The organism is Escherichia fergusonii ATCC 35469, from assembly GCF_000026225.1.
Classification (GTDB): domain Bacteria; phylum Pseudomonadota; class Gammaproteobacteria; order Enterobacterales; family Enterobacteriaceae; genus Escherichia; species Escherichia fergusonii.
The window spans coordinates 230078-256431 of sequence record NC_011740.1 but is presented as its reverse complement, the minus strand read 5'-3'; the positions used below and the strand labels follow the sequence as shown (position 1 = coordinate 256431).

23 protein-coding genes, 3 tRNA genes and 3 rRNA genes are annotated in these 26354 nt (G+C 50.9%); 12 read left to right on the top strand and 17 right to left on the bottom strand.

What is annotated here, in order from left to right; all coding sequences use genetic code 11:
- The first annotated feature begins 4 nt into the window (after window positions 1-4).
- Both gloB and mltD read left to right on the top strand, forming a co-directional pair.
- Entirely contained in the window at window positions 5-760 is a 756-nt protein-coding gene (gloB, locus tag EFER_RS01410) for a hydroxyacylglutathione hydrolase (RefSeq protein ID WP_001052732.1), read from the top strand.
- Between the two features lie 71 nt (window positions 761-831).
- The gene (gene mltD, locus EFER_RS01405; protein ID WP_000644685.1) at window positions 832-2190 is read left to right on the top strand and encodes a murein transglycosylase D; all 1359 of its coding nucleotides are present in this window, start codon (window positions 832-834) and stop codon (window positions 2188-2190) included.
- A 47-nt stretch (window positions 2191-2237) separates the two neighbouring features.
- On the opposite strand, the gene EFER_RS01400 is transcribed toward mltD, so the two are convergent.
- Window positions 2238-3008 (bottom strand): class I SAM-dependent methyltransferase, encoded by a 771-nt coding sequence (locus EFER_RS01400; protein ID WP_000235383.1) that lies wholly within the window; start codon window positions 3006-3008, stop codon window positions 2238-2240.
- Window positions 3009-3085: 77 nt separating this feature from the next.
- A complete protein-coding gene (locus EFER_RS01395; RefSeq protein ID WP_001230983.1) occupies window positions 3086-3886 on the bottom strand; it encodes an endonuclease/exonuclease/phosphatase family protein in 801 nt (266 codons plus the stop codon).
- A 240-nt stretch (window positions 3887-4126) separates the two neighbouring features.
- On the opposite strand from EFER_RS01395, the gene yafC reads away from it, so the two are divergent.
- Window positions 4127-5041 (top strand): DNA-binding transcriptional regulator YafC, encoded by a 915-nt coding sequence (yafC, locus tag EFER_RS01390; protein WP_000648560.1) that lies wholly within the window; start codon window positions 4127-4129, stop codon window positions 5039-5041.
- On the opposite strand, the gene dkgB is transcribed toward yafC, so the two are convergent.
- From dkgB to gmhB, 8 genes are all read right to left on the bottom strand, one after another.
- Complete coding sequence (gene dkgB, locus EFER_RS01385; RefSeq protein WP_000997005.1) at window positions 5038-5841, bottom strand: 2,5-didehydrogluconate reductase DkgB; 804 nt, start codon at window positions 5839-5841, stop codon at window positions 5038-5040. The two genes, yafC and dkgB, sit on opposite strands and share 4 nt — an antisense overlap.
- 162 nt (window positions 5842-6003) lie before the next feature.
- Window positions 6004-6080, bottom strand: a tRNA-Asp gene (locus tag EFER_RS01380).
- A gap of 54 nt (window positions 6081-6134) precedes the next feature.
- A 5S ribosomal RNA gene (rrf, locus tag EFER_RS01375) occupies window positions 6135-6250 on the bottom strand.
- Between the two features lie 100 nt (window positions 6251-6350).
- Window positions 6351-9254 (bottom strand): 23S ribosomal RNA (locus EFER_RS01370).
- Window positions 9255-9437: 183 nt separating this feature from the next.
- A tRNA-Ala gene (locus EFER_RS01365) sits at window positions 9438-9513 on the bottom strand.
- Window positions 9514-9555: 42 nt separating this feature from the next.
- Window positions 9556-9632: transfer RNA gene (locus tag EFER_RS01360), tRNA-Ile, on the bottom strand.
- Between the two features lie 68 nt (window positions 9633-9700).
- Window positions 9701-11242: ribosomal RNA gene (locus EFER_RS01355) — 16S ribosomal RNA — on the bottom strand.
- Together the 16S, 23S and 5S rRNA genes with 3 tRNA genes alongside form the textbook arrangement of a ribosomal RNA operon.
- A gap of 366 nt (window positions 11243-11608) precedes the next feature.
- Window positions 11609-12181 carry a D-glycero-beta-D-manno-heptose 1,7-bisphosphate 7-phosphatase gene (gmhB, locus tag EFER_RS01350; protein WP_001140174.1) on the bottom strand — a complete coding sequence of 191 codons (573 nt, stop codon included), beginning with the start codon at window positions 12179-12181 and terminating at the stop codon, window positions 11609-11611.
- Between the two features lie 187 nt (window positions 12182-12368).
- Here gmhB and metN point away from each other — a divergent pair, with 187 nt between their 5' ends.
- The 7 genes from metN (at window position 12369) to EFER_RS01315 (ending at window position 18833) form a co-directional block, all read left to right on the top strand.
- The gene (metN, locus tag EFER_RS01345; protein ID WP_000593991.1) at window positions 12369-13400 is read left to right on the top strand and encodes a methionine ABC transporter ATP-binding protein MetN; all 1032 of its coding nucleotides are present in this window, start codon (window positions 12369-12371) and stop codon (window positions 13398-13400) included.
- On the top strand, window positions 13393-14046 hold the full coding sequence (locus tag EFER_RS01340; protein WP_001294600.1) for a methionine ABC transporter permease MetI: 654 nt from the start codon (window positions 13393-13395) through the stop codon (window positions 14044-14046). The genes metN and EFER_RS01340 overlap by 8 nt, the downstream gene beginning before the upstream one ends.
- A gap of 39 nt (window positions 14047-14085) precedes the next feature.
- Window positions 14086-14901, top strand: a complete 816-nt coding sequence (gene metQ / locus EFER_RS01335; protein ID WP_000874226.1) for a methionine ABC transporter substrate-binding lipoprotein MetQ — start codon at window positions 14086-14088, stop codon at window positions 14899-14901.
- A gap of 117 nt (window positions 14902-15018) precedes the next feature.
- Complete coding sequence (gene rcsF, locus EFER_RS01330) at window positions 15019-15423, top strand: Rcs stress response system protein RcsF (RefSeq protein ID WP_001202321.1); 405 nt, start codon at window positions 15019-15021, stop codon at window positions 15421-15423.
- Window positions 15420-16127 carry a tRNA (N6-threonylcarbamoyladenosine(37)-N6)-methyltransferase TrmO gene (gene tsaA / locus EFER_RS01325; protein ID WP_000094016.1) on the top strand — a complete coding sequence of 236 codons (708 nt, stop codon included), beginning with the start codon at window positions 15420-15422 and terminating at the stop codon, window positions 16125-16127. Before rcsF ends, tsaA begins: the two co-directional genes overlap by 4 nt.
- Window positions 16128-16237: 110 nt before the next feature.
- Complete coding sequence (gene proS, locus EFER_RS01320; RefSeq protein WP_001260696.1) at window positions 16238-17956, top strand: proline--tRNA ligase; 1719 nt, start codon at window positions 16238-16240, stop codon at window positions 17954-17956.
- A 52-nt stretch (window positions 17957-18008) separates the two neighbouring features.
- Window positions 18009-18833, top strand: coding sequence for a YaeF family permuted papain-like enzyme (locus tag EFER_RS01315; protein WP_002431949.1), 825 nt, complete (start codon window positions 18009-18011; stop codon window positions 18831-18833).
- Between the two features lie 155 nt (window positions 18834-18988).
- On the opposite strand, the gene nlpE is transcribed toward EFER_RS01315, so the two are convergent.
- From nlpE to EFER_RS01300, 3 genes are read right to left on the bottom strand one after another with little or no spacing between them, the layout of a single operon-like run.
- Entirely contained in the window at window positions 18989-19699 is a 711-nt protein-coding gene (gene nlpE, locus EFER_RS01310) for an envelope stress response activation lipoprotein NlpE (protein ID WP_000239168.1), read from the bottom strand.
- A gap of 13 nt (window positions 19700-19712) precedes the next feature.
- Complete coding sequence (gene arfB / locus EFER_RS01305) at window positions 19713-20135, bottom strand: alternative ribosome rescue aminoacyl-tRNA hydrolase ArfB (protein WP_000605340.1); 423 nt, start codon at window positions 20133-20135, stop codon at window positions 19713-19715.
- Window positions 20132-20677, bottom strand: coding sequence for a YaeQ family protein (locus tag EFER_RS01300; protein WP_001185281.1), 546 nt, complete (start codon window positions 20675-20677; stop codon window positions 20132-20134). The genes arfB and EFER_RS01300 overlap by 4 nt, the downstream gene beginning before the upstream one ends.
- Window positions 20678-20842: 165 nt before the next feature.
- On the opposite strand from EFER_RS01300, the gene EFER_RS01295 reads away from it, so the two are divergent.
- Both EFER_RS01295 and rof read left to right on the top strand, forming a co-directional pair.
- On the top strand, window positions 20843-21043 hold the full coding sequence (locus EFER_RS01295; RefSeq protein ID WP_000417058.1) for a YaeP family protein: 201 nt from the start codon (window positions 20843-20845) through the stop codon (window positions 21041-21043).
- Window positions 21030-21290: a Rho-binding antiterminator gene (gene rof / locus EFER_RS01290; RefSeq protein WP_000062318.1), complete on the top strand. Its 261-nt coding sequence runs from the start codon at window positions 21030-21032 to the stop codon at window positions 21288-21290. The genes EFER_RS01295 and rof overlap by 14 nt, the downstream gene beginning before the upstream one ends.
- A gap of 48 nt (window positions 21291-21338) precedes the next feature.
- On the opposite strand, the gene tilS is transcribed toward rof, so the two are convergent.
- The 4 genes from tilS to accA form a co-directional block, all read right to left on the bottom strand.
- Window positions 21339-22637: a tRNA lysidine(34) synthetase TilS gene (gene tilS, locus EFER_RS01285; protein ID WP_000176557.1), complete on the bottom strand. Its 1299-nt coding sequence runs from the start codon at window positions 22635-22637 to the stop codon at window positions 21339-21341.
- A 64-nt stretch (window positions 22638-22701) separates the two neighbouring features.
- Window positions 22702-23091 carry a VOC family protein gene (locus EFER_RS01280; RefSeq protein WP_000901098.1) on the bottom strand — a complete coding sequence of 130 codons (390 nt, stop codon included), beginning with the start codon at window positions 23089-23091 and terminating at the stop codon, window positions 22702-22704.
- A 56-nt stretch (window positions 23092-23147) separates the two neighbouring features.
- Window positions 23148-25289, bottom strand: coding sequence for a lysine decarboxylase LdcC (gene ldcC, locus EFER_RS01275; RefSeq protein WP_001021009.1), 2142 nt, complete (start codon window positions 25287-25289; stop codon window positions 23148-23150).
- Window positions 25290-25386: 97 nt separating this feature from the next.
- Window positions 25387-26346 carry an acetyl-CoA carboxylase carboxyl transferase subunit alpha gene (gene accA, locus EFER_RS01270; RefSeq protein WP_000055746.1) on the bottom strand — a complete coding sequence of 320 codons (960 nt, stop codon included), beginning with the start codon at window positions 26344-26346 and terminating at the stop codon, window positions 25387-25389.
- Between the last annotated feature and the right edge of the window lie 8 nt (window positions 26347-26354).

Sequence of the window (26354 nt, the reverse complement as noted above, 5' to 3'; positions counted from 1 at the left end):
ATCTATGAATCTTAACAGTATTCCCGCCTTTGATGACAATTACATCTGGGTTTTGAATGATGAAGCAGGTCGTTGCCTGATTGTCGATCCCGGAGACGCAGAGCCGGTATTAAACGCCATTGCCGCCAATAACTGGCAACCGGAGGCCATATTTCTCACCCACCATCACCACGATCACGTTGGCGGCGTGAAAGAACTGGTGAAAAAGTTTCCGCAAATTGTGGTGTATGGTCCACAAGAGACACAAGATAAGGGAACAACGCAGGTAGTCAAAGATGGTGAAACTGCTTTCGTTTTGGGGCATGAATTTAGTGTAATTGCCACACCGGGTCACACTTTAGGACATATCTGTTACTTCAGTAAACCTTATTTATTTTGCGGCGACACGCTGTTTTCTGGTGGGTGTGGCCGGTTATTTGAAGGGACGCCATCCCAAATGTATCAATCACTTAAAAAGTTAAGCGCATTACCTGACGATACATTGGTATGTTGTGCTCATGAATATACGTTATCAAATATGAAGTTTGCTTTGAGTATTCTTCCGCACGATTTGTCCATAAATGATTATTATCGTAAAGTTAAGGAGTTACGGGCAAAAAATCAAATAACACTACCCGTAATTCTGAAAAATGAGCGGCAAATTAATGTTTTTTTAAGAACGGAAGATATTGATTTAATTAATGTAATTAATGAAGAAACATTATTGCAACAACCTGAAGAGCGTTTTGCATGGTTAAGGTCAAAGAAAGATAGGTTCTGATAAAACTTTCTTGTCATCGGCTCCGTTCGCCGTTATGATCGGTCGTCTTTTAAGCAACTATTGACACACACATGAAGGCAAAAGCGATATTACTCGCCTCTGTCCTGCTCGTGGGTTGCCAGAGTACCGGCAACGTTCAACAGCACGCACAGAGCCTTTCTGCAGCTGGTCAAGGGGAAGCAGCAAAGTTTACAAGTCAGGCACGATGGATGGACGATGGGACGTCTATCGCGCCAGATGGTGACTTGTGGGCTTTCATTGGCGACGAGCTAAAGATGGGAATTCCGGAAAACGACCGGATTCGCGAACAGAAACAGAAATATTTACGCAATAAGAGCTATCTCCACGATGTAACTTTACGGGCAGAGCCGTATATGTACTGGATAGCCGGGCAAGTTAAAAAACGTAACATGCCTATGGAACTGGTACTACTACCCATAGTGGAGAGCGCTTTTGATCCTCACGCGACGTCTGGCGCCAATGCCGCAGGTATTTGGCAGATCATTCCGAGCACGGGGCGCAATTATGGTTTGAAACAGACCCGCAATTATGACGCGCGTCGCGATGTTGTTGCTTCAACAACTGCCGCGCTGAACATGATGCAGCGTCTGAACAAGATGTTTGACGGCGACTGGCTTCTGACCGTAGCGGCTTATAACAGCGGCGAAGGTCGGGTCATGAAGGCAATTAAAACGAACAAAGCGCGTGGGAAATCCACGGACTTCTGGTCATTACCATTGCCGCAGGAAACGAAGCAGTACGTGCCTAAAATGCTGGCATTGAGTGATATTCTCAAAAACAGCAAGCGTTATGGTGTACGTCTGCCAACGACTGATGAAAGCCGTGCTCTGGCGCGTGTGCACCTGAGCAGCCCGGTTGAAATGGCGAAGGTTGCAGATATGGCGGGGATTTCCGTCAGCAAGCTGAAGACATTCAACGCTGGCGTGAAAGGCTCCACGCTGGGCGCAAGTGGCCCGCAGTACGTGATGGTGCCAAAGAAGCATGCAGATCAACTGCGTGAATCTCTGGCTTCAGGCGAAATTGCTGCTGTACAGTCGACGCTGGTTGCCGACAATACGCCGCTTAACAGCCGTGTTTACACCGTACGCTCTGGCGACACGCTTTCAAGTATCGCTTCACGTCTCGGCGTAAGCACCAAAGATTTGCAGCAGTGGAACAAACTGCGCGGATCTAAGCTGAAGCCAGGCCAAAGTTTGACGATTGGTGCAGGCAGTAGCGCACAGCGGTTGGCAAACAACAGCGATAGCATTACGTATCGTGTGCGCAAAGGCGATTCGCTTTCAAGCATTGCTAAACGCCACGGCGTGAACATCAAAGATGTGATGCGCTGGAACAGCGACACTGCGAATCTGCAACCAGGCGATAAGCTGACGTTGTTTGTGAAAAACAACAACATGCCAGATTCCTGACAAACCAGATAATAAAAAGGCACCGATTCCCCCGGTGCCTTTTTTATTTATGCCGCTTTATGTGCTTCTACCATGATGATATCACTGGTGAAAGAGCCATCATTCTGCAAGGCAAAATACGTTTTCACCTCTGTCGATGCGCTCTGTTGGTAAATGCGAATAGCGTCTACTAACGCTTCTGGCGTACGCATTCTCACGACCCATGAAGAAAATTCCAGCGGTAACTTATCTGTAATTAAATTATCAACTATCAGATTGGCTTCATTGATTAACGTCAACCACTCACCGCTGGCGTAGTTTCGTACGTGAGAGGTATCGCGTAATGCTTCTACCGTCTGTAACCAGATATCACGTACCGGATGTCCTGGCGACATGACGTCCATCACAATCAGCATACCGCCGGGCTTCAATACCCGACTCACTTCGCGCAGTGCTGCGCCGACATCATGCCAATGATGGGCAGAATAACGGCTGATAACAATATCAAAGGCGTTATCGGCAAATGGCAGACTTTCGGCATATCCCTGGCGGGTGGTGATATTTTTCAGTTGCCGGGCTTCGGCAGCTTGTGCCACGACATCCAGCATTTGGGCAGATAAGTCATACGCCACCACCTCGCTCACGGTCTGCGCAACGACAAAGCTGGCATGCCCTGCACCGCAGCCCATATCCAGTACAGTTGCATCAGGATAATCAGCCAGACGCACCGCCAGGCGCTGTAAATCTCGCCCGGATGCATGTACGGTACTGGTTAAATACTCACAGGCCTGCGAGCTAAACTGCTTTTCTACGTGGTCATGGTGGGATTGTGTTGCCATTGCGCTGTCCTTTTGTTGTTTGAGTATAAAAGGGCAGCGCCAAACGTTGGTCTGCCCTGTGGCAGACCTGACATACCTTATTTATCAGGCTTGCCGGGACTGAATTCAACGAGTAGCGGATTGTGGTCGGAAGCACGCGTAACCAGTACAGAAGCTTCGCTGACGTTCAGACCACGGTAGAAAACAAAATCGAGCGGGCGACCAAACGCCCGACGGCGCTGATCATCGGTAAAACGCACCTGGCGCAGCGACATTTCCCGCGCAAAGCGATATAACGCGTTCATCCTTCTACGGCTCCAGGCATTGAAATCTCCTGCCATAATGACCGGGCCGCTGTGGTGAGCTATCTGATCACCAATAGGAAGTAACTGCTTACTATAGACATCCACGCCCAGACTGAAGTTGACGGCGTGTATATTAACCACCATCAACAGGCGGGTGTCAGGTAATGGATAGACCGTCACCAGTGCCGACTTCGCCAGACGCAAAATGGGTTCTCGTTCACGTAACGGGCAGCAATACACTGGATGCGCCGCCGAAAGGGTCATTACGCCAGAAGGATGTTGTGGCAGTACGAAAGCGGGTACCTGATCGGCGGCAAGATAGTTAGCGGTCGCAAACTGTACTAACTCTGGCGTTGTCTGCGCTTCCTGCAATAACACCAGATGCGCATCTTTGCCGTAGTTCTTTAATACCGACAACCATTCAGCGCGTTGCTGTTTGTATATGTTCCACACCAGGATCCGAATACGCTCTTCAGTACTTAACGGTTCTCCGGGTGGTAATGCCTGGCCGATGCTCGCAAAAGACCCCGGCGGTAAGATCCTTTCCGCAGGTTGTCCGGCAACATAGCGCATGGCATAGGTGTTTTTTCGCACTTTTGACTTTGAAACCTCTATTACGTCAACCCTTCCGCACTCGGGAGGGTTCTACTGTTATAGGGATTTTAGCTCACTCTTTCAACGAGCAATTGTATATTGTTATGTAAGCAAGTGCTTACACCGGTCAGAATTTTACTCATTGTTGAGAACACTAAATCGGATGACATATCTCGCGTCCTGATGGTTTAATGACAAATAAATTCAAAATATCTCTTCAATTTTGCAACAGGGGCAAAAATGAAAGCTACGTCGGAAGAACTCGCCATTTTTGTTTCGGTCGTCGAAAGCGGCAGCTTTAGCCGGGCAGCGGAACAATTAGGGCAAGCAAACTCAGCGGTAAGCCGGGCGGTGAAAAAGCTGGAGATGAAACTTGGTGTCAGCCTGCTTAATCGGACCACGCGGCAACTTAGCCTGACGGAAGAAGGCGAGCGTTATTTTCGTCGCGTACAGTCAATTTTGCAGGAGATGGCAGCGGCAGAATCAGAAATTATGGAGACGCGTAATACGCCGCGTGGACTGTTACGGATCGATGCTGCAACCCCTGTGGTGCTGCACTTCCTGATGCCGTTGATTAAACCTTTCCGTGAACGCTATCCGGAAGTCACTTTATCGCTAGTCTCCTCCGAAACGATTATTAATTTGATTGAACGAAAAGTGGATGTCGCGATTCGCGCTGGTACGTTAACAGATTCCAGCTTACGAGCCAGGCCATTGTTTAACAGTTATCGAAAAATTATCGCCTCCCCTGATTATATTGCCCGCTACGGCAAGCCAGAAACTATTGACGATTTAAAGCAACATGTTTGCCTGGGATTCACTGAACCCGCTTCTCTCAATACCTGGCCGATAACCTGTAGCGATGGACAATTACATGAGGTGAAGTACGTTTTGTCATCCAATAGTGGGGAAACACTGAAACAGCTTTGCCTGAGTGGCAACGGGATTGCGTGTTTGTCCGACTATATGATCGACAGAGAAATTGCTCGTGGTGAACTGGTAGAGTTAATGGCAGATAAAGTACTGCCAGTGGAAATGCCATTCAGTGCCGTCTATTACAGCGACCGTGCGGTAAGTACGCGCATCCGGGCTTTTATCGATTTCCTTAGCGAGCATGTAAAAACAGCTCCCAAAGGAGCTGTTAGAGAGGCTTAATCCCATTCAGGAGCCAGACCTTCCGGGCTTACCAGGCGGTCGTTGCAATCCAGTGCGGCGATCGCTTTTTTATCTTCGGCATCAAACTGTAAATTTTGTGCCTTAAGATTACTCTCCAGGTTTTCACGTTTAGTAGAAGAAGGAATTACTGAGTAACCTTCCCCCATAGCCCACGCCAGAATCACTTGTGCCGGAGTCGCATTGTGTTTAGCTGCAATACGAGCAATAACCTCATCTTTCAGGGCCTTCCCATATGCCAGCGTCATATAGGAAGTAATATGGATACCGTGCTGTTTAGCCCAATCGACTACTTTACGGTTTTGCAGATAAGGAGAGAGTTCAATCTGGTTGGTAGCGATATTTTCAGCGCCAACAGCAGCAATCGCTTTTTCCATCAATGGGATCGTGAAGTTGGAAATACCGATCTCACACGTCAGACCTTGTTTTTTGGCTTCCAGCAGCGCCTGCATAAACTCTTCAACAGAGACTTCATCGTTTGGTGACGGCCAGTGGATTAGCGCCAGATCAACATAATCGGTACGCAATTTTTGCAGGCTCTCTTTCAGACTCGGGATCAGTTTGTCTTTGCTGAGATTTTCAATCCAGATTTTAGTGGTGATATAGAGTTCATTACGAGGCACGCCACTTTCTGCAATCGCCTGACCTACTGCAGCTTCGTTATCATAGATTTGTGCGGTATCAATTGCACGATAACCAAGTTCAAGTGCCGTTTTCACTGATGCAATAACAACGTCGTCTTTAAGACGGAAAGTACCTAAACCAAATGCAGGGATAGCCATAATATGTCTCTTTTAATGCTATTTTCGTTTACTGAGATGATTATGGACTTCAGACTGTTGCGGAAAAAGAGCGTAAAACGCAGAGGATTTCTGCGATTATGGCAACAATAAACATATAGACGAAAAAAAACCTCGAGCATTAACTCGAGGCTTCTTAATAAGTGGCGGAACGGACGGGACTCGAACCCGCGACCCCCTGCGTGACAGGCAGGTATTCTAACCGACTGAACTACCGCTCCACCGAATTCTTTTACAACCACCGGTTTTATGACCGGCTTACTGCTTAATTTGATGCCTGGCAGTTCCCTACTCTCGCATGGGGAGACCCCACACTACCATCGGCGCTACGGCGTTTCACTTCTGAGTTCGGCATGGGGTCAGGTGGGACCACCGCGCTAAGGCCGCCAGGCAAATTCTGTTTATCGACACGTCATGTTCTGACCTGTCGATGTCATCTGTATCAAGCTTACTTGTCGATGTCTCTTCCGCCAAAACATCTTCGGCGTTGTAAGGTTAAGCCTCACGGTTCATTAGTACCGGTTAGCTCAACGCATCGCTGCGCTTACACACCCGGCCTATCAACGTCGTCGTCTTCAACGTTCCTTCAGGACCCTTAAAGGGTCAGGGAGAACTCATCTCGGGGCAAGTTTCGTGCTTAGATGCTTTCAGCACTTATCTCTTCCGCATTTAGCTACCGGGCAGTGCCATTGGCATGACAACCCGAACACCAGTGATGCGTCCACTCCGGTCCTCTCGTACTAGGAGCAGCCCCCCTCAGTTCTCCAGCGCCCACGGCAGATAGGGACCGAACTGTCTCACGACGTTCTAAACCCAGCTCGCGTACCACTTTAAATGGCGAACAGCCATACCCTTGGGACCTACTTCAGCCCCAGGATGTGATGAGCCGACATCGAGGTGCCAAACACCGCCGTCGATATGAACTCTTGGGCGGTATCAGCCTGTTATCCCCGGAGTACCTTTTATCCGTTGAGCGATGGCCCTTCCATTCAGAACCACCGGATCACTATGACCTGCTTTCGCACCTGCTCGCGCCGTCACGCTCGCAGTCAAGCTGGCTTATGCCATTGCACTAACCTCCTGATGTCCGACCAGGATTAGCCAACCTTCGTGCTCCTCCGTTACTCTTTAGGAGGAGACCGCCCCAGTCAAACTACCCACCAGACACTGTCCGCAACCCCGATAAGGGGCCAACGTTAGAACATCAAACATTAAAGGGTGGTATTTCAAGGTCGGCTCCATGCAGACTGGCGTCCACACTTCTAAGCCTCCCACCTATCCTACACATCAAGGCTCAATGTTCAGTGTCAAGCTATAGTAAAGGTTCACGGGGTCTTTCCGTCTTGCCGCGGGTACACTGCATCTTCACAGCGAGTTCAATTTCACTGAGTCTCGGGTGGAGACAGCCTGGCCATCATTACGCCATTCGTGCAGGTCGGAACTTACCCGACAAGGAATTTCGCTACCTTAGGACCGTTATAGTTACGGCCGCCGTTTACCGGGGCTTCGATCAAGAGCTTCGCGTTACCGCTAACCCCATCAATTAACCTTCCGGCACCGGGCAGGCGTCACACCGTATACGTCCACTTTCGTGTTTGCACAGTGCTGTGTTTTTAATAAACAGTTGCAGCCAGCTGGTATCTTCGACTGATTTCAGCTCCACGAGCAAGTCGCTTCACCTACATATCAGCGTGCCTTCTCCCGAAGTTACGGCACCATTTTGCCTAGTTCCTTCACCCGAGTTCTCTCAAGCGCCTTGGTATTCTCTACCTGACCACCTGTGTCGGTTTGGGGTACGATTTGTTGTTACCTGATGCTTAGAGGCTTTTCCTGGAAGCAGGGCATTTGTCACTTCAGCACCGTAGTGCCTCGTCATCACGCCTCAGCCTTGATTTTCCGGATTTGCCTGGAAAACCAGCCTACACGCTTAAACCGGGACAACCGTCGCCCGGCCAACATAGCCTTCTCCGTCCCCCCTTCGCAGTAACACCAAGTACAGGAATATTAACCTGTTTCCCATCGACTACGCCTTTCGGCCTCGCCTTAGGGGTCGACTCACCCTGCCCCGATTAACGTTGGACAGGAACCCTTGGTCTTCCGGCGAGCGGGCTTTTCACCCGCTTTATCGTTACTTATGTCAGCATTCGCACTTCTGATACCTCCAGCATGCCTCACAGCACACCTTCACAGGCTTACAGAACGCTCCCCTACCCAACAACACACAGTGTCGCTGCCGCAGCTTCGGTGCATGGTTTAGCCCCGTTACATCTTCCGCGCAGGCCGACTCGACCAGTGAGCTATTACGCTTTCTTTAAATGATGGCTGCTTCTAAGCCAACATCCTGGCTGTCTGGGCCTTCCCACATCGTTTCCCACTTAACCATGACTTTGGGACCTTAGCTGGCGGTCTGGGTTGTTTCCCTCTTCACGACGGACGTTAGCACCCGCCGTGTGTCTCCCGTGATAACATTCTCCGGTATTCGCAGTTTGCATCGGGTTGGTAAGTCGGGATGACCCCCTTGCCGAAACAGTGCTCTACCCCCGGAGATGAATTCACGAGGCGCTACCTAAATAGCTTTCGGGGAGAACCAGCTATCTCCCGGTTTGATTGGCCTTTCACCCCCAGCCACAAGTCATCCGCTAATTTTTCAACATTAGTCGGTTCGGTCCTCCAGTTAGTGTTACCCAACCTTCAACCTGCCCATGGCTAGATCACCGGGTTTCGGGTCTATACCCTGCAACTTAACGCCCAGTTAAGACTCGGTTTCCCTTCGGCTCCCCTATTCGGTTAACCTTGCTACAGAATATAAGTCGCTGACCCATTATACAAAAGGTACGCAGTCACCCCATAAAGAGGCTCCCACTGCTTGTACGTACACGGTTTCAGGTTCTTTTTCACTCCCCTCGCCGGGGTTCTTTTCGCCTTTCCCTCACGGTACTGGTTCACTATCGGTCAGTCAGGAGTATTTAGCCTTGGAGGATGGTCCCCCCATATTCAGACAGGATACCACGTGTCCCGCCCTACTCATCGAGCTCACAGTATGTGCATTTTTGTGTACGGGGCTGTCACCCTGTATCGCGCGCCTTTCCAGACGCTTCCACTAACACACACACTGATTCAGGCTCTGGGCTCCTCCCCGTTCGCTCGCCGCTACTGGGGGAATCTCGGTTGATTTCTTTTCCTCGGGGTACTTAGATGTTTCAGTTCCCCCGGTTCGCCTCATTAACCTATGGATTCAGTTAATGATAGTGTGACGAATCACACTGGGTTTCCCCATTCGGAAATCGCCGGTTATAACGGTTCATATCACCTTACCGACGCTTATCGCAGATTAGCACGTCCTTCATCGCCTCTGACTGCCAGGGCATCCACCGTGTACGCTTAGTCGCTTAACCTCACAACCCGAAGATGTTTCTTGCGATTCATCATCGTGTTGCGAAAATTTGAGAGACTCACGAACAACTTTCATTGTTCAGTGTTTCAATTTTCAGCTTGATCCAGATTTTTAAAGAGCAAAACTTCGCAGTGAACCTTTGCAGGTACACTCTGAAGTATTTTTTATTTAATCACTACAGAGATGGTGGAGCTATGCGGGATCGAACCGCAGACCTCCTGCGTGCAAAGCAGGCGCTCTCCCAGCTGAGCTATAGCCCCATAACATGTAGTTAAAACCTCTTCAAATTTGCGGTGCAAATTTGGTAGGCCTGAGTGGACTTGAACCACCGACCTCACCCTTATCAGGGGTGCGCTCTAACCACCTGAGCTACAAGCCTGTAGAGGTTTTACTGCTCATTTTCATCAGACAATCTGTGTGAGCACTTCAAAGAACGCTTCTTTAAGGTAAGGAGGTGATCCAACCGCAGGTTCCCCTACGGTTACCTTGTTACGACTTCACCCCAGTCATGAATCACAAAGTGGTAAGCGCCCTCCCGAAGGTTAAGCTACCTACTTCTTTTGCAACCCACTCCCATGGTGTGACGGGCGGTGTGTACAAGGCCCGGGAACGTATTCACCGTGGCATTCTGATCCACGATTACTAGCGATTCCGACTTCATGGAGTCGAGTTGCAGACTCCAATCCGGACTACGACGCACTTTATGAGGTCCGCTTGCTCTCGCGAGGTCGCTTCTCTTTGTATGCGCCATTGTAGCACGTGTGTAGCCCTGGTCGTAAGGGCCATGATGACTTGACGTCATCCCCACCTTCCTCCAGTTTATCACTGGCAGTCTCCTTTGAGTTCCCGGCCGGACCGCTGGCAACAAAGGATAAGGGTTGCGCTCGTTGCGGGACTTAACCCAACATTTCACAACACGAGCTGACGACAGCCATGCAGCACCTGTCTCACGGTTCCCGAAGGCACATTCTCATCTCTGAAAACTTCCGTGGATGTCAAGACCAGGTAAGGTTCTTCGCGTTGCATCGAATTAAACCACATGCTCCACCGCTTGTGCGGGCCCCCGTCAATTCATTTGAGTTTTAACCTTGCGGCCGTACTCCCCAGGCGGTCGACTTAACGCGTTAGCTCCGGAAGCCACGCCTCAAGGGCACAACCTCCAAGTCGACATCGTTTACGGCGTGGACTACCAGGGTATCTAATCCTGTTTGCTCCCCACGCTTTCGCACCTGAGCGTCAGTCTTCGTCCAGGGGGCCGCCTTCGCCACCGGTATTCCTCCAGATCTCTACGCATTTCACCGCTACACCTGGAATTCTACCCCCCTCTACGAGACTCAAGCTTGCCAGTATCAGATGCAGTTCCCAGGTTGAGCCCGGGGATTTCACATCTGACTTAACAAACCGCCTGCGTGCGCTTTACGCCCAGTAATTCCGATTAACGCTTGCACCCTCCGTATTACCGCGGCTGCTGGCACGGAGTTAGCCGGTGCTTCTTCTGCGGGTAACGTCAATGAGCAAAGGTATTAACTTTACTCCCTTCCTCCCCGCTGAAAGTACTTTACAACCCGAAGGCCTTCTTCATACACGCGGCATGGCTGCATCAGGCTTGCGCCCATTGTGCAATATTCCCCACTGCTGCCTCCCGTAGGAGTCTGGACCGTGTCTCAGTTCCAGTGTGGCTGGTCATCCTCTCAGACCAGCTAGGGATCGTCGCCTAGGTGAGCCGTTACCCCACCTACAAGCTAATCCCATCTGGGCACATCCGATGGCAAGAGGCCCGAAGGTCCCCCTCTTTGGTCTTGCGACATTATGCGGTATTAGCTACCGTTTCCAGTAGTTATCCCCCTCCATCAGGCAGTTTCCCAGACATTACTCACCCGTCCGCCACTCGTCAGCAAAGCAGCAAGCTGCTTCCTGTTACCGTTCGACTTGCATGTGTTAGGCCTGCCGCCAGCGTTCAATCTGAGCCATGATCAAACTCTTCAATTTAAAAGTTTGATGCTCAAAGAATTAAACTTCGTAATGAATTACGTGTTCACTCTTGAGACTTGGTATTCATTTTTCGTCTTGCGACGTTAAGAATCCGTATCTTCGAGTGCCCACACAGATTGTCTGATAAATTGTTAAAGAGCAGTTGCGACGCGGCTTTCAGCTCACTGTCGCGAGGTGGCGTATATTACGCTTTCCTCTTTCAGAGTCAACCCTGAATTTCAGGATTTTTTCTCTTCAACCGAACCGGCTGCTTGTGTGAAGTGATTCACATCCGCCGTGTCGATGGAGGCGCATTATAGGGAGTCGTCTCAGGAAGACAAGCGGAAAAATGCATTTTTATTTCAACCGCTCATCTTTTAATCATTACGCCGGTTTTTGCTGCTTTTTTATCGCTTGCGGCAGGTCTGCCAGGCTATTTAACACCCAATCCGCCGCGTTTTCTGCTTCAGGCGTAATAGGTTTTCCCGTACGCACCAGCACTTTTGTTCCCACGTTCGCCGCAGCCGCTGCCTGCATATCTTCTAATTTATCGCCCACCATATAAGAAGCGGCCATATCAATATGCAAATAATCGCGTGCTGACAAAAGCATCCCCGGATGTGGTTTGCGGCAGTCGCAGACCTGGCGAAACTCTTCAACACTACCCTGCGGATGATGCGGGCAATAATAGATACCATCCAGATCGACATCGCGGTCCGCCAGCGACCAGTCCATCCACTCGGTCAGCGTTTCAAACTGTGCTTCAGTAAATTTACCGCGAGCAATGCCAGACTGGTTGGTTACTACCACCAGCGCAAAGCCCATTTTTTTTAGCTCGCGCATGGCGTCAATAACACCGTCGATAAATTCAAAGTTGTCGATCTCATGGACATAGCCGTGATCGACATTAATGGTGCCATCACGGTCAAGAAAAATTGCGGGTACGCTCTTCGCCACCTTTTATAGCTCCTTAATAAGGCATGTGACGCTAGTATCGCATGTTTCGACCTGCAAGAAAGTGCTCTTCGCATAAACCTGATTGATTTAGACGTCTGGATGCCTTAACATCCATTTCATTGACGGCTTTGACCGTTTCAGGCATTCGAAATGCCACGACTAACTTAATGACGATAATAAATAATCAATGATAAAACTTTCGAATATCACCAAAGTGTTCCACCAGGGCACCCGCACCATCCAGGCGTTAAACAACGTCAGCCTGCATGTGCCAGCTGGACAAATTTATGGCGTTATCGGTGCCTCAGGCGCGGGTAAGAGTACGCTTATACGTTGTGTAAACCTGCTGGAGCGCCCAACCGAGGGTAGCGTGCTGGTCGATGGTCAGGAACTGACCACGCTGTCAGAATCCGAGTTGACCAAAGCTCGCCGCCAGATTGGTATGATTTTCCAGCATTTTAACCTGCTCTCTTCGCGCACTGTTTTTGGCAACGTGGCACTGCCGCTGGAGCTGGACAACACGCCGAAAGACGAGATTAAACGTCGCGTGACAGAATTACTGTCATTGGTTGGTCTTGGCGATAAGCATGATAGCTACCCGTCGAATCTTTCCGGTGGACAGAAACAACGTGTGGCGATTGCCCGTGCGTTAGCCAGCAATCCCAAAGTATTGCTGTGTGATGAGGCCACCAGCGCGCTGGACCCGGCAACAACACGTTCTATTCTCGAACTGCTGAAAGACATCAATCGTCGTCTGGGTTTGACGATTCTGTTGATCACCCACGAAATGGACGTTGTGAAGCGCATTTGTGATTGCGTGGCGGTGATCAGTAATGGCGAGTTGATCGAGCAGGACACGGTAAGTGAAGTGTTCTCGCATCCGAAAACGCCGCTGGCGCAGAAGTTTATTCAGTCGACCCTGCATCTGGATATCCCGGAAGACTATCAGGAACGTCTGCAAGCGGAACCATTCGCTGACTGCGTGCCGATGCTGCGCCTGGAGTTTACCGGTCAATCGGTCGATGCCCCGCTGCTTTCTGAAACCGCGCGTCGTTTCAACGTCAATAACAACATTATTAGCGCGCAGATGGATTACGCCGGTGGCGTTAAGTTCGGCATTATGCTGACTGAAATGCACGGCACACAACAAGATACGCAAGCCGCCATTGCCTGGCTGCAGGAACACCATGTAAAAGTAGAGGTACTGGGTTATGTCTGAGCCGATGATGTGGCTGCTGGTTCGTGGCGTATGGGAAACGCTGGCAATGACCTTCGTATCCGGTTTTTTTGGTTTTGTAATTGGCCTGCCGGTTGGCGTCCTGCTTTATGTCACGCGTCCGGGGCAAATTATTGCTAACGCGAAGCTGTATCGTACCGTTTCTGCGATTGTGAACATTTTCCGATCCATCCCGTTCATTATCTTGCTGGTATGGATGATTCCGTTTACTCGCGTTATTGTCGGTACATCGATTGGTTTGCAGGCAGCGATTGTTCCGCTGACCGTTGGTGCAGCACCGTTTATTGCCCGTATGGTCGAGAACGCTCTGCTGGAGATCCCAACCGGGTTAATTGAAGCTTCCCGCGCAATGGGTGCTACGCCGATGCAGATCGTCCGTAAAGTGCTGTTACCGGAGGCGTTGCCAGGTCTGGTGAATGCGGCAACTATCACCCTGATTACCCTGGTTGGTTATTCCGCAATGGGTGGCGCAGTCGGTGCCGGTGGTTTAGGTCAGATTGGCTATCAGTATGGCTACATCGGCTACAACGCGACGGTGATGAATACGGTACTGGTATTGCTGGTCATTCTGGTTTATTTAATTCAGTTCGCAGGCGACCGCATCGTCCGGGCTGTCACTCGCAAGTAACGTTCAACACAACATAAATAATTGAAGAAGGAATAAGGTATGGCGTTCAAATTCAAAACCTTTGCGGCAGTGGGAGCCCTGATTGGATCACTGGCACTGGTAGGCTGCGGTCAGGATGAAAAAGATCCAAACCACATTAAAGTCGGCGTGATTGTTGGTGCCGAACAGCAGGTTGCAGAAGTCGCGCAGAAAGTCGCGAAAGACAAATATGGCCTGGACGTTGAGCTGGTCACCTTCAACGACTATGTTCTGCCAAACGAAGCATTGAGCAAAGGCGATATCGACGCCAACGCCTTCCAGCATAAACCGTACCTTGATCAGCAACTGAAAGATCGTGGCTACAAACTGGTCGCAGTAGGCAACACGTTTGTGTATCCGATTGCCGGTTACTCCAAGAAAATCAAATCGCTGGATGAACTGCAGGATGGTTCGCAGGTTGCCGTGCCAAACGACCCGACTAACCTTGGTCGTTCACTGCTGCTGCTGCAAAAAGTGGGCTTGATCAAACTGAAAGATGGCGTTGGCCTGTTGCCAACAGTTCTTGATGTTGTTGAGAACCCAAAAAACCTGAAAATTGTTGAGCTGGAAGCACCGCAGCTGCCTCGCTCTCTGGACGACGCGCAAATCGCTCTGGCAGTTATCAATACCACCTATGCCAGCCAGATTGGCCTGACTCCGGCGAAAGACGGTATCTTTGTCGAAGATAAAGAGTCCCCGTACGTAAACCTGATCGTAACGCGTGAAGATAACAAAGACGCTGAGAACGTGAAGAAATTCGTCCAGGCTTATCAGTCTGACGAAGTTTACGAAGCAGCAAACAAAGTGTTTAACGGTGGCGCTGTTAAAGGCTGGTAATTTTTAGGCTGTTTCCACAATTTGTAATATCATTCAGGACGGGCGCTTGCCCGTCTTGTCATTTTTACAAGCTCCTGATTCAATATTGACGTTTTGATCATACATTGAGGAAATACTATGCGTGCTTTACCGATCTGTTTAGTAGCACTCATGCTAAGCGGCTGTTCCATGTTAAGCAGATCCCCTGTCGAACCCGTTCAAAGCACTGCACCCCAGCCGAAAGCGGAGCCTGCAAAACCGAAAGCACCGCGCGCCGCGCCGGTCCGAATTTATACCAATGCAGAAGAATTAGTCGGCAAACCATTCCGCGATCTCGGTGAAGTCAGTGGCGATTCTTGCCAGGCCTCTAATCAGGACTCTCCGCCGAGCATTCCAACCGCGCGTAAGCGGATGCAAATCAATGCCTCTAAAATGAAAGCCAATGCGGTATTACTGCATAGCTGCGAAGTTACCAGCGGTACGCCAGGCTGCTATCGTCAGGCTGTATGTATCGGTTCTGCGCTTAACATTACGGCGAAATGAGCAGTTTCCAGTTCGAGCAAATAGGCGTTATTCGCTCGCCCTATAAAGAAAAATTCGCCGTTCCGCGCCAGCCAGGTCTGGTAAAAAGCGCCAACGGCGAACTGCATCTCATTGCTCCCTACAACCAGGCCGACGCCGTTCGCGGCCTGGAAGCGTTTAGCCATTTATGGATCCTTTTTGTCTTTCATCAAACAATGGAAGGCGGCTGGCGCCCAACTGTGCGTCCGCCTCGTCTTGGTGGTAATGCCAGAATGGGTGTTTTCGCCACACGCTCTACTTTCCGTCCTAATCCGATTGGTATGTCGCTGGTAGAGCTGAAAGAGGTTGTTTGCCATAAAGATAGCGTGATTCTGAAGCTTGGCAGTCTGGATCTGGTCGATGGGACGCCAGTGGTGGATATCAAACCGTATCTCCCCTTTGCCGAATCGCTTCCCGATGCCAGCGCCAGCTATGCGCAAAGTGCACCAGCGGCAGAGATGGCGGTGAGTTTTACCTTAGAGGTCGAAAAGCAGCTTTTGACATTGGAGAAGCGCTATCCGCAGTTAACGCTGTTTATCCGCGAAGTACTGGCGCAGGACCCGCGTCCAGCCTATCGTAAAGGTGAGGAAACGGGCAAAACCTATGCCGTCTGGCTGCATAATTTTAACGTTCGCTGGCGCGTCACCGACGCTGGTTTTGAAGTCTTTGCGCTGGAACCGCGTTAAATTCGCGCCCTTCTCTTTTGACATTTCTTTTGCACTGGTAAACTAAATCACTTTTTTTGTCCCAGGCTCGCCTTGAGCCTGCTCTACCTTCCAACTGGAACCGTAACAACATGCGTACTAGCCAATACCTGCTCTCCACTCTTAAGGAGACACCTGCCGACGCCGAGGTGATCAGCCATCAGCTGATGTTACGCGCCGGGATGATCCGCAAGCTGGCCTCCGGGTTATACACCTGGCTGCCGACCGGCGTGCGCGTTCTGAAAAAAGTCGAAAACATCGTGCGTGAAGAGATGAACAACGCCGGTGCGATCGAGGTGTTAATGCCGGTGGTTCAGCCATCTGAACTGTGGCAAGAGAGTGGTCGTTGGGAACAGTATGGCCCGGAATTGCTGCGTATTGCTGACCGTGGTGACCGTCCGTTCGTACTCGGCCCAACTCATGAAGAAGTTATCACTGACCTGATTCGTAACGAGCTGAGCTCTTACAAACAGCTGCCGCTGAACTTCTATCAGATCCAGACCAAGTTCCGTGATGAAGTGCGCCCGCGTTTCGGCGTCATGCGTTCCCGCGAATTCCTGATGAAAGATGCTTACTCTTTCCATACTTCTCAGGAATCCCTGCAGGAAACCTACGATGCAATGTATGCGGCCTACAGCAAAATCTTCAGCCGCATGGGGCTGGATTTCCGCGCCGTACAGGCCGACACCGGTTCTATCGGCGGCAGCGCCTCTCACGAATTCCAGGTGCTGGCGCAAAGCGGTGAAGACGATGTGGTCTTCTCCGACACCTCTGACTATGCAGCGAACATTGAGCTGGCAGAAGCTATCGCGCCGAAAGAACCGCGCGCTGCTGCTACCCAGGAAATGACGCTGGTTGATACGCCGAACGCGAAAACCATCGCTGAACTGGTAGAACAATTCAATCTGCCGATTGAAAAAACGGTTAAGACTCTGCTGGTTAAAGCCGTTGAAGGCAGTAGCTTCCCGCTGGTTGCGCTGCTGGTTCGCGGTGACCACGAGCTGAACGAAGTTAAAGCTGAGAAACTGCCGCAGGTTGCAAGCCCGCTGACTTTCGCGACTGAAGAAGAAATTCGTGCCGTGGTTAAAGCCGGTCCGGGTTCACTGGGCCCGGTAAACATGCCGATTCCGGTAGTAATTGACCGTACTGTTGCGGCGATGAGTGATTTTGCTGCTGGTGCTAACATCGATGGCAAACACTACTTCGGTATCAACTGGGATCGCGATGTCGCAACCCCGGAAGTTGCGGATATCCGTAACGTAGTGGCTGGCGATCCAAGCCCGGATGGCCAGGGTACGCTGCTGATCAAACGTGGTATCGAAGTCGGTCACATCTTCCAGCTGGGTACTAAGTACTCCGAAGCACTTAAAGCCTCCGTTCAGGGTGAAGATGGCCGTAATCAGATCCTGACTATGGGTTGCTACGGTATCGGCGTAACGCGCGTAGTAGCGGCGGCAATTGAGCAGAACTACGACGAACGCGGCATCGTATGGCCTGACGCTATCGCACCTTTCCAGGTGGCGATTCTGCCGATGAACATGCACAAATCCTTCCGCGTACAGGAGCTGGCTGAGAAACTGTATAGCGAACTGCGCGCACAGGGTATCGAAGTGCTGCTGGATGACCGCAAAGAACGTCCGGGCGTGATGTTTGCTGATATGGAACTGATCGGTATTCCGCACACTATCGTGTTGGGTGACCGTAACCTCGACAACGACGATATCGAATACAAATACCGTCGTAACGGTGAGAAACAGTTAATTAAGACCGGTGACATCGTCGATTATCTGGTGAAACAGATTAAAGGCTGATGCCAGAAAGGGTCCTGAATTTCAGGACCCTTTTTTACATGGATTGTATAAAATGGATAAACCAAAGGCGTACTGCTGCCTGCTTCTCCCCTGCTTTCTTTTACTTTCGGCCTGTACCGTTGATATCAGCCAACCAGACTCATCAGCCACAGCGGTAGATGCCAAGGCAAAAACATGGGCAGTCAAATTCCAGCATCAAAGCTCTTTCACCGAACAATCAATAAAAGAAATAACAGAACCTGATCTCAAACCCGGCGATTTACTGTTCTCCTCAAGCCTTGGGGTAACCTCATTTGGTATCCGCGTCTTCAGCACTTCCTCTGTGAGCCACGTTGCAATCTTTTTGGGAGATAATAACGTTGCAGAAGCGACAGGAGATGGCGTCCAGATTGTTTCCCTTAAAAAAGCGATGAAGCATAGTGATAAGCTTTTCGTCTTACGAGTCCCGGATCTTACCCCGCAACAAGCCACAGAAATTACCGCGTTTGCCAATAAAATCAAAGATAGCGGTTATAACTATCGCGGCATTGTCGAATTTATTCCATTTATGGTGACTCGCCAGATGTGCTCACTGAATCCGTTCTCCGAGGATTTTCGCCAACAGTGCGTCAGCGGCCTGGCGAAAGCGCAGTTAAGCAGTGTGAGCGAAGGAGACAAAAAGTCGTGGTTTTGTTCGGAATTTGTCACTGATGCATTTGCCAAAGCCGGACATCCGCTTACGCTGGCACAGTCTGGCTGGATTAGCCCTGCCGATCTGATGCATATGCGTACTGGCGATGTCTCTGCGTTTAAGTCAGAAACGCAATTAGAGTATATTGGGCACTTGAAGCCAGGGATTTATATCAAAGCGGGTCGCTTCGTTGGGTTGACTCAGTGATAAGAGCCAGCCTCGTCCACAAAATACCGGATGAGGCGTGAGCGCCTTACCCGACCTACAAAATCGTGCTAATACAAAATGTTGCATTATTGGCTGTAGGCCTGATAAGCGCTGCGCATCAGGCAATTTTTCGTTTGTTTCTGTCTCACGATGGCTTACTGCCCCAAACTACTGCAATCCTGGTGCGGGTAAAATTTACCTGCCGTATCGGGCGCAAATACTTTGGTCGGCGCACCAGTATCCGGATTAGCCTCAAGCGTAAAGTGACCTTCTACTGACAGTAACACCGGTTTCTCGCTGTTGCCGCGGGCAGCCAAATAGCCCCGTTCCAGCTCAGCGTTATTCGCTACCATGAAACGTTTTCCGGTCGCACAATCAGTAAAGGTTGCCGCATCAGCCATATAAAAATACATGCCGCGTAGAGTCATCGGCGTCACTGGCAGGCTGGACTTTGCCGGTTCCAGTGTATAGTTGAACTGCGATTCGATCGGATTGCCTTCACGATCGAGCATCTCCAGCGCATCTCCTTTCGCCCGATAATATGACTTTTCACCTTTACTGTCGGTTAATACCAGTTTGTCAGCGGTTCGCGCCCATGTACCGTAGGAAGCGAAGGAGGAAGGTTCTTCACGAGCCCCCAGATAACGCTCATTCATCACCCAGGTTCCATCTTTTTCGAGGAACAGAGAGGTTTCGATACCTTCGCAATCAGCACACGGCAGTACGCCGCGCCAGCTTTGCGGCATCGGCTTCAGTTCAGCGGCCTGCGCCGGGGAAAGCGTATCGACTTCGGCCCGATTATTACATCCCATCAGTGTAAAGAGGCTGATTACAGCCATCGCTGTCACTATCGCTTTTTTCACCATCCATTCCTTCTTTTTATTCCCGACCGCCGCGCACTTTGCCGCGCAACGCCTTCACGCTTGATTTTTGTGCTTTCGATACCAGCCTGCGCTCTTTTGATGCGCGGGTAGGTCGTGTCGGTCGTCGGGCTTTTTGTTCTGTTGTTAATTCTTTAATCACTGCCACCAGCCGAGCCAGCGCCGCTTCGCGGTTCAGTTCCTGGCTGCGGTATTCCTGTGCCTTGATGACTATCACTCCATCGCTGCTAATCAGATGATGGCTGGCAGCGAGCAGGCGCTCTTTGTAATACTCTGGCAGGCTGGACGCTCGAATGTCAAAACGCAGATGAATAGCCGTTGAGGTCTTATTAACATGCTGTCCGCCCGCGCCCTGTGCACGAATAGCAGTGATCTCAAACTCGCCATCGGGGATAGCAACATGTCGGGAAATCATAATCATGAAGGTTGTTGCCAGGCGATCAAGTTTACTTCCAGATTATTCTTATCATCCGATAACCAAATCACCCCATCCTGAATCGTTGCCTGCAGCGTCATGGTACGATCGGCAAAGGCGCTCACTTTTGCCAGTTGCTCGTCGTCCAGATACCAGACAGAAAGATTGGCAAACTGCGCACATTTGCTCTGATTTTGCTGCCACCAGATTTGCGCCGCCCGACTATTATAGGCAAACAGCGCCACTTCTGCGGCCTGGGTGCAGGCTTTCTTAATCCGCCGCTCATCCGGCAATCCCAGTTCAATCCACAAATCAATGCCCAGATGATCATTACGCAGCCACGCTTCCGGCTCATCATCGGCACACAAACCTCGGGTAAATTGCAGACGCTCATCGGCATATTTCAGCCACGCCAGCAGGCGCAGCATCATGCGCTCCTGGGTTTCTGAAGGATGGCGCGCCAGCGTCAGAGAGGCATCGAGAAACTGGTTGCGGTCGAGATCGGCCACATTAACCGTCGCTTTATAAATTGTCGCTTTAAGCGCCATAAGAAAACTCCTTTCGAATCAGGAGGCCATTGTAACGGAATACGTGCAGTTGCGACGCTGATATTGCAGAAATGAGTGTGGTATAGTCACCTTGCGAAACAGAGTTTATCTTCGTAGGCTTAGACTTGCATCCACGGTTAAGTCAGAGTGCTGACAGGAGGGCATGTGGAAAAATATTGTGAGTTAATACGCAAGCGGTACGCGGAAATCGCCAGCGGAGACTTAGGATACGTTCCGGACGCGCTGGGCTGCGTTTTGAAAGTGCTGAATGAAATGGCTGCCGACGATGCCCTTTCTGAGGCTGTCAGGGAAAAAGCAGCATACGCTGCGGCAAACTTACTGGTGAGCGATTATGTCAATGAATGATACGTATCAACCAATCAATTGTGATGATTACGATAATCTTGAGCTCGCCTGCCAGCATCATTTAATGCTGACACTTGAGCTGAAAGATGGCGAAAAACTGCAGGGGAAGGCCAGCGATTTAGTCTCCCGCAAAAATGTGGAATATCTGGTCGTCGAAGCTGCTGGCGAAACCCGCGAGCTACGTCTGGATAAAATTACCAGCTTTAGCCACCCGGAAATCGGTACGGTGGTGGTGAGCGAGTCCTGATTGACTTTCGCCGGATGCGACGTTTGAAGCGTCTTATCCGGCTTTCACTTAACTAAGCGTTTTCTGCCAGACAAAACTGACGCCATTCTCACCTTCAGCCACACCTTCTTGCGTCACAAATACCTCTGCCGCTGCAATCAGCGTTTCGCCATAAAACAGCAGTGGCGTGGTGTCACGCAGCCACGGCGGTACGCCCAGTTCCTGCCAGATTTTCTTTAACTTACGCCCACCATTGCGCCCGACAATATGCAGCAATCCTGGCGCTTTGAAACGCACGCTGACCGCTTCGTCTGCACGCGGAGGGCGAATATCGCCTCCCGCAGTAAGCTGTACACTTCCCAGCGCCGCCGGTAATTCCAGCGGTTGTAACCACGTCTGCCACGGCACAATGGTTTCGCTTTGCCCAGTGACGGATTTAATCCACCACAGTTGCGACTGATAGCGGCGGATTTCAAACGCCCCCAAACGTAAACAGGGGGATGCATCTTCTCGCGCCAGCGCCACTTCCTGCCAGATCCTCACCAACGCGTCGCGGGAAGGCATCGGTGCATTCTGCCCTGCCAGCCAGCGGCGGATAATCGCCGCGCGACGGGCATCACTCATCGCCAGCATTGGCGCAATCTGCAGCGTCCCCTGCGGCGTTTGACAGTGTGCTAAATCATCCACCAGCAGTTCATCCAGCAGGCTCTCTTGCTCAGCACAAAGTGCAGCGCTGCGGGCCGTTGCTTCGGCAAAATGCGGCCAACGCTGCTGCAATAACGGCACAACGCGCAGGCGCAGGAAGTTACGATCGTATGAGTCGTCCTGATTACTTTCGTCTTCAATCCAACGTAAACCATGCGCCAACGCCCACTGCTCCAGTTCTCCCCGTGTGCGGGCGAGCAACGGTCGGATCAGCCGCGTTCCGGCAAACTCCGAGACTTCCGCCATAGCCGAAAGCCCTGCAGGGCCGCTACCACGTTTTAACGCCAGCAGAAACGTTTCACATTGATCGTCGAGATGTTGCGCTGTAACCAGCACTTCACCAGGTAACAGGGTACGAGCAAATGCCTGATAACGTGCCTGCCGCGCCTGAGCCTCAATACCTAGCCCCTCTTGCGCAAGTTGCACACGCTCAACCACCAGCGGCACATGCCACTGGTGGCAGATGTTCTCGCAATGCATAACCCAGGCATCGGCATTGGCACTTAAACCGTGATGCACATGAATAGCGCGCAGGGTGACGCCCGGATTTTCCGTCCGCCACTGCACCAACTGATGCAGCAGAACGGTGGAGTCAAGCCCGCCGCTAAAGGCCACCAGAATCTGGCGTGAGGTGAGAAGTTGTCTATTGAGCGTGAGTGTCATGATGGTGCGATTTTACAGTAGCAATGCCCGGCACGTTACCGGGCAAATGCCGCGATGACAAGCCTTACTGCTCATACAGTTCCAACGGCAGTCCGTCCGGATCGTTAAAGAATGTGAAGCGCTTTTGCGTGTAGGGATCGACACGTATGGCTTCACATTTCACGTTATGGCTTTCAAGATGCGCCACTGCCGCATCGATATCATCAACGCTAAAAGCCAGATGACGCAGGCCGCAAGCTTCCGGTCGGCTGGGGCGCTCCGGCGGGAACGGAAATGAGAAAAGCTCAATCACATATTGCCCATTAAGCGCCAAATCCCCTTTCCACGAATCGCGCGCTTCGCGATAGACTTCGCTTTGCAGCGTGAAACCGAGAATATCGCAGTAGAAAGCTTTGCTCACCGCATAATCCGTCGCAATAATCGCAATATGATGAACTTGTTTTAAACCCAGCATAACGTCTCCTTTATTTGTTAACAGCACGTTACTCGCCCGGAAGCCGCTCTGGCAAGTTATCCCGCCATTTTTAGGACTCGTACGCGGTAAACGCCATCTTCGTCCTGTTTCGCGCCGTGAATATCCGTTTCAAAGCCGGGGTAATGTTGCCCTACGGAACAAAGCATCAGTAGAAAATCGAGTACTGTGCGGCTCTCTTTGGTCAGCATTTCTCCAGGCATCAACAGCGGTACGCCCGGTGGATAAGGCAGGATCATATTTGCCGATACCCTACCGACCAGTTGTTCCAGCGCAATGGTTTCTACTTCGCCTTTAATCTGCCGTTGCCATGCCTGATGTGGCGTCATGATCATCTCCGGCAAAGTATCAAATGCCCGCAACATCAAACCGGGAAGATCGTGTTTACGAATCAGCTTATGGATCCCTTGCGCCAGATCCTGAATACGCATATTGCGATAAAAATCGGGATCTTCTGCATAGAGATCGGGCAGCATATTTTTGATCCGCAGGTTGAGATCGTAAGAGCGCTTAAATTCCGTCAACCCACGCAATAATCCCATTGCTTTGGTTTTATCGATGCCAATACTAAAGAGAAACAGCAGGTTATAAGGGCCGGTTTTCTCTACTACGATCCCACGTTCGTCGAGGAATTTTGCCACCAGCGCCGCCGGGATCCCCTCATCGCTCATATTGCCCTGCTCGTCCATCCCCGGTGTCAAAATAGTGACTTTAACCGGATCGAGAAACATATGATCGGCATCCGCATCGTTAAAGCCGTGCCACTGTTCGCCAGGCGCAACGGGCCAGCATTCGGCTTCATCCACCTGCGGCGGTTGCCAGATATCGAAAAACCAGCCGTCAGACTCTTCCCGCAGCCGCTGGACCTCTTTGCGAAAATGCAGCGCTCGTTCTACTGAACGGTTAATCAGCCGTTTGCCCGGATTACCACGCAGCATCGCCGCCGCTGTCTCAACCGAAGCAACAATGGGATAACTGGGCGAGGTGGTGGTATGCATCATAAAGGCTTCATTAAACGCCTCTTCGTCGTACTCACCTTTAATGTGGATCAGTGATGCCTGCGACAACGCCGCCAGCATTTTGTGGGTCGATTGCGTTTCGAAGAAAACTTTTCCTGCCACCCGATCGCCACTCATACCACTTTTGCCCTGATAGATCGGATGAAAATGAGTATACGGGACCCAGGCGGAATCGAAGTGGATCGAGGGGACATCCAGCGTCTGTTTGATCCAGTCGGTGTTGTAGAGCAAGCCATCATAGGTTGAGTTGGTGATCACCGCATGAACCGGCCATTGTGCCTGCGTGGTAGCAGCGACTTTCTCTTCGATACTGTCGCGGGTAAATTCTCGTCGCGGGATCCCGCCCAAAATCCCCAACGCATTACGTGTTGGTTTTAGCCAGACCGGTACTACATCGTTCATCATCAACAGATGCGCCAGCGATTTATGACAATTGCGGTCAATTAACAGCGTACTGCCGGATGGCGCGGCGTACATACCCACAATTTTGTTCGACGTCGATGTTCCGTTGGTGACGATATAACTCTGTTCCGCGCCGAAAGTCCGTGCGATGTACTCTTCCGCTTCCAGATGTGGCCCGGTGTGGTCGAGCAACGAACCTAGCTCGGTTACCGAAATAGAGACGTCCGCCTTGAGGGTATTACCGCCGAAAAAATCATAAAACAGACAGCCTACCGGGCTTTTCTGATACGCGGTGCCGCCCATATGCCCCGGCGTACAAAAGGTGTACTTCCGCTCTTTGACATAAGTAAACAAGGCTTTAGTGAATGGCGGGGTAATGTTATCGAGATATTCGTTGGTGTACTGACGCATACGAATGGCGATATCTTCTGCCTGCCCCAGCGCATATTCAAAGAACCAGAGCGCCATCCGCATATCCTGCACGCTGACATCCATCGTCGAGTGAGTATTGATGAAGGCATAAAGCGGGAGATATTCATTAAGTTGATTGATATCGCTACATAAATCGAGACTGTATTCATCCCAGTCAAAAATCACGCCGCATATTCGTGGGTTGTGTTCGATAAATTTCAGCAAATCAACGCTGTTTTGTGGCCAGATAATCTGAAAACCTTGCGCCACCAGCGCCGACTCCAGTTCTTTGATGGGCTCATCTTTATAAAAGACGCCATGCGGTCCCATAATGGCAATGATATTCATGTGTTCCTCCTGGAAAATCCTTCCTTAATCATAGCCCGCTCAAACCATGGCGATAAAAAAGGGCCACCGAAGTGACCCTTTTCAGAACATTTGCTGTTTACGCGTAACCGTAGCTCATCAGGCGCTGATAACGACGATTTTTTAAATCTTCAGTACTTAACACGTCGAGATCGGCCAGATCCGCCAGCAGTTGCGCTTTCAGAGACGCCGCCATCGCTTCCGGGTTACGGTGAGCGCCGCCCAGCGGTTCCGGGATGATGGAGTCGATCAGTTTCAGTTCTTTCAGACGCGGAGCGATGATACCCATCGCTTCAGCCGCCAGCGGTGCTTTGTCGGCGCTCTTCCACAGAATGGACGCACAACCTTCCGGCGAGATAACGGAATAGGTGCTGTATTGCAGCATATTCACTTTATCGCCCACGCCAATCGCCAGCGCGCCGCCAGAACCACCTTCACCGATAACGGTGCAAATAGTCGGTACGCTAAGGCGAGACATTTCACGCAGGTTGCGTGCAATGGCTTCAGACTGACCGCGTTCTTCTGCGCCCACGCCCGGATAAGCCCCCGGGGTGTCGATAAAGGTGATGATTGGCATCTTAAAGCGTTCAGCCATTTGCATCAGACGCAGTGCTTTGCGGTAACCTTCTGGCGCTGGCATACCAAAGTTACGGCGAATTTTTTCTTTGGTTTCACGACCTTTTTGATGACCAATGATCATCACCGGACGACCATCGAGACGGGCGATACCCCCGACGATAGCTTTATCGTCTGCATACGCGCGGTCGCCAGCCAGTTCGTCAAATTCATCAAAGGCCAGGCGAACGTAATCCAGGGTATAAGGACGCTGTGGATGGCGTGCCAGTTGCGCAATCTGCCATGCACCGAGATCGGCGAAGATTTTACGCGTCAGTTCTACGCTTTTTTCACGCAGACGATGCACTTCTTCATCGATATTAATATCCAGTTTCTCATCCTGGCGGCTAACCGCAGTCAGAGAATCGATTTTCGCTTCCAGCTCTGCAATCGGCTGTTCAAAATCAAGGAAATTCAGACTCATAGTATTCC

Bases quoted from the DNA above. Each gene is read 5' to 3' on its own strand.
- gloB (WP_001052732.1), top strand. From the start codon at position 5: ATGAATCTTAACAGTATTCCCGCCTTTGATGACAATTACATCTGGGTT.
- mltD (WP_000644685.1), top strand. From the start codon at position 832: ATGAAGGCAAAAGCGATATTACTCGCCTCTGTCCTGCTCGTGGGTTGC.
- EFER_RS01400 (WP_000235383.1), bottom strand. From the start codon at position 3,008: ATGGCAACACAATCCCACCATGACCACGTAGAAAAGCAGTTTAGCTCG.
- yafC (WP_000648560.1), top strand. From the start codon at position 4,127: ATGAAAGCTACGTCGGAAGAACTCGCCATTTTTGTTTCGGTCGTCGAA.
- dkgB (WP_000997005.1), bottom strand. From the start codon at position 5,841: ATGGCTATCCCTGCATTTGGTTTAGGTACTTTCCGTCTTAAAGACGAC.
- metN (WP_000593991.1), top strand. From the start codon at position 12,369: ATGATAAAACTTTCGAATATCACCAAAGTGTTCCACCAGGGCACCCGC.
- EFER_RS01340 (WP_001294600.1), top strand. From the start codon at position 13,393: ATGTCTGAGCCGATGATGTGGCTGCTGGTTCGTGGCGTATGGGAAACG.
- metQ (WP_000874226.1), top strand. From the start codon at position 14,086: ATGGCGTTCAAATTCAAAACCTTTGCGGCAGTGGGAGCCCTGATTGGA.
- rcsF (WP_001202321.1), top strand. From the start codon at position 15,019: ATGCGTGCTTTACCGATCTGTTTAGTAGCACTCATGCTAAGCGGCTGT.
- tsaA (WP_000094016.1), top strand. From the start codon at position 15,420: ATGAGCAGTTTCCAGTTCGAGCAAATAGGCGTTATTCGCTCGCCCTAT.
- proS (WP_001260696.1), top strand. From the start codon at position 16,238: ATGCGTACTAGCCAATACCTGCTCTCCACTCTTAAGGAGACACCTGCC.
- EFER_RS01315 (WP_002431949.1), top strand. From the start codon at position 18,009: ATGGATAAACCAAAGGCGTACTGCTGCCTGCTTCTCCCCTGCTTTCTT.
- nlpE (WP_000239168.1), bottom strand. From the start codon at position 19,699: ATGGTGAAAAAAGCGATAGTGACAGCGATGGCTGTAATCAGCCTCTTT.
- arfB (WP_000605340.1), bottom strand. From the start codon at position 20,135: ATGATTATGATTTCCCGACATGTTGCTATCCCCGATGGCGAGTTTGAG.
- EFER_RS01300 (WP_001185281.1), bottom strand. From the start codon at position 20,677: ATGGCGCTTAAAGCGACAATTTATAAAGCGACGGTTAATGTGGCCGAT.
- rof (WP_000062318.1), top strand. From the start codon at position 21,030: ATGTCAATGAATGATACGTATCAACCAATCAATTGTGATGATTACGAT.
- tilS (WP_000176557.1), bottom strand. From the start codon at position 22,637: ATGACACTCACGCTCAATAGACAACTTCTCACCTCACGCCAGATTCTG.
- EFER_RS01280 (WP_000901098.1), bottom strand. From the start codon at position 23,091: ATGCTGGGTTTAAAACAAGTTCATCATATTGCGATTATTGCGACGGAT.
- ldcC (WP_001021009.1), bottom strand. From the start codon at position 25,289: ATGAATATCATTGCCATTATGGGACCGCATGGCGTCTTTTATAAAGAT.
- accA (WP_000055746.1), bottom strand. From the start codon at position 26,346: ATGAGTCTGAATTTCCTTGATTTTGAACAGCCGATTGCAGAGCTGGAA.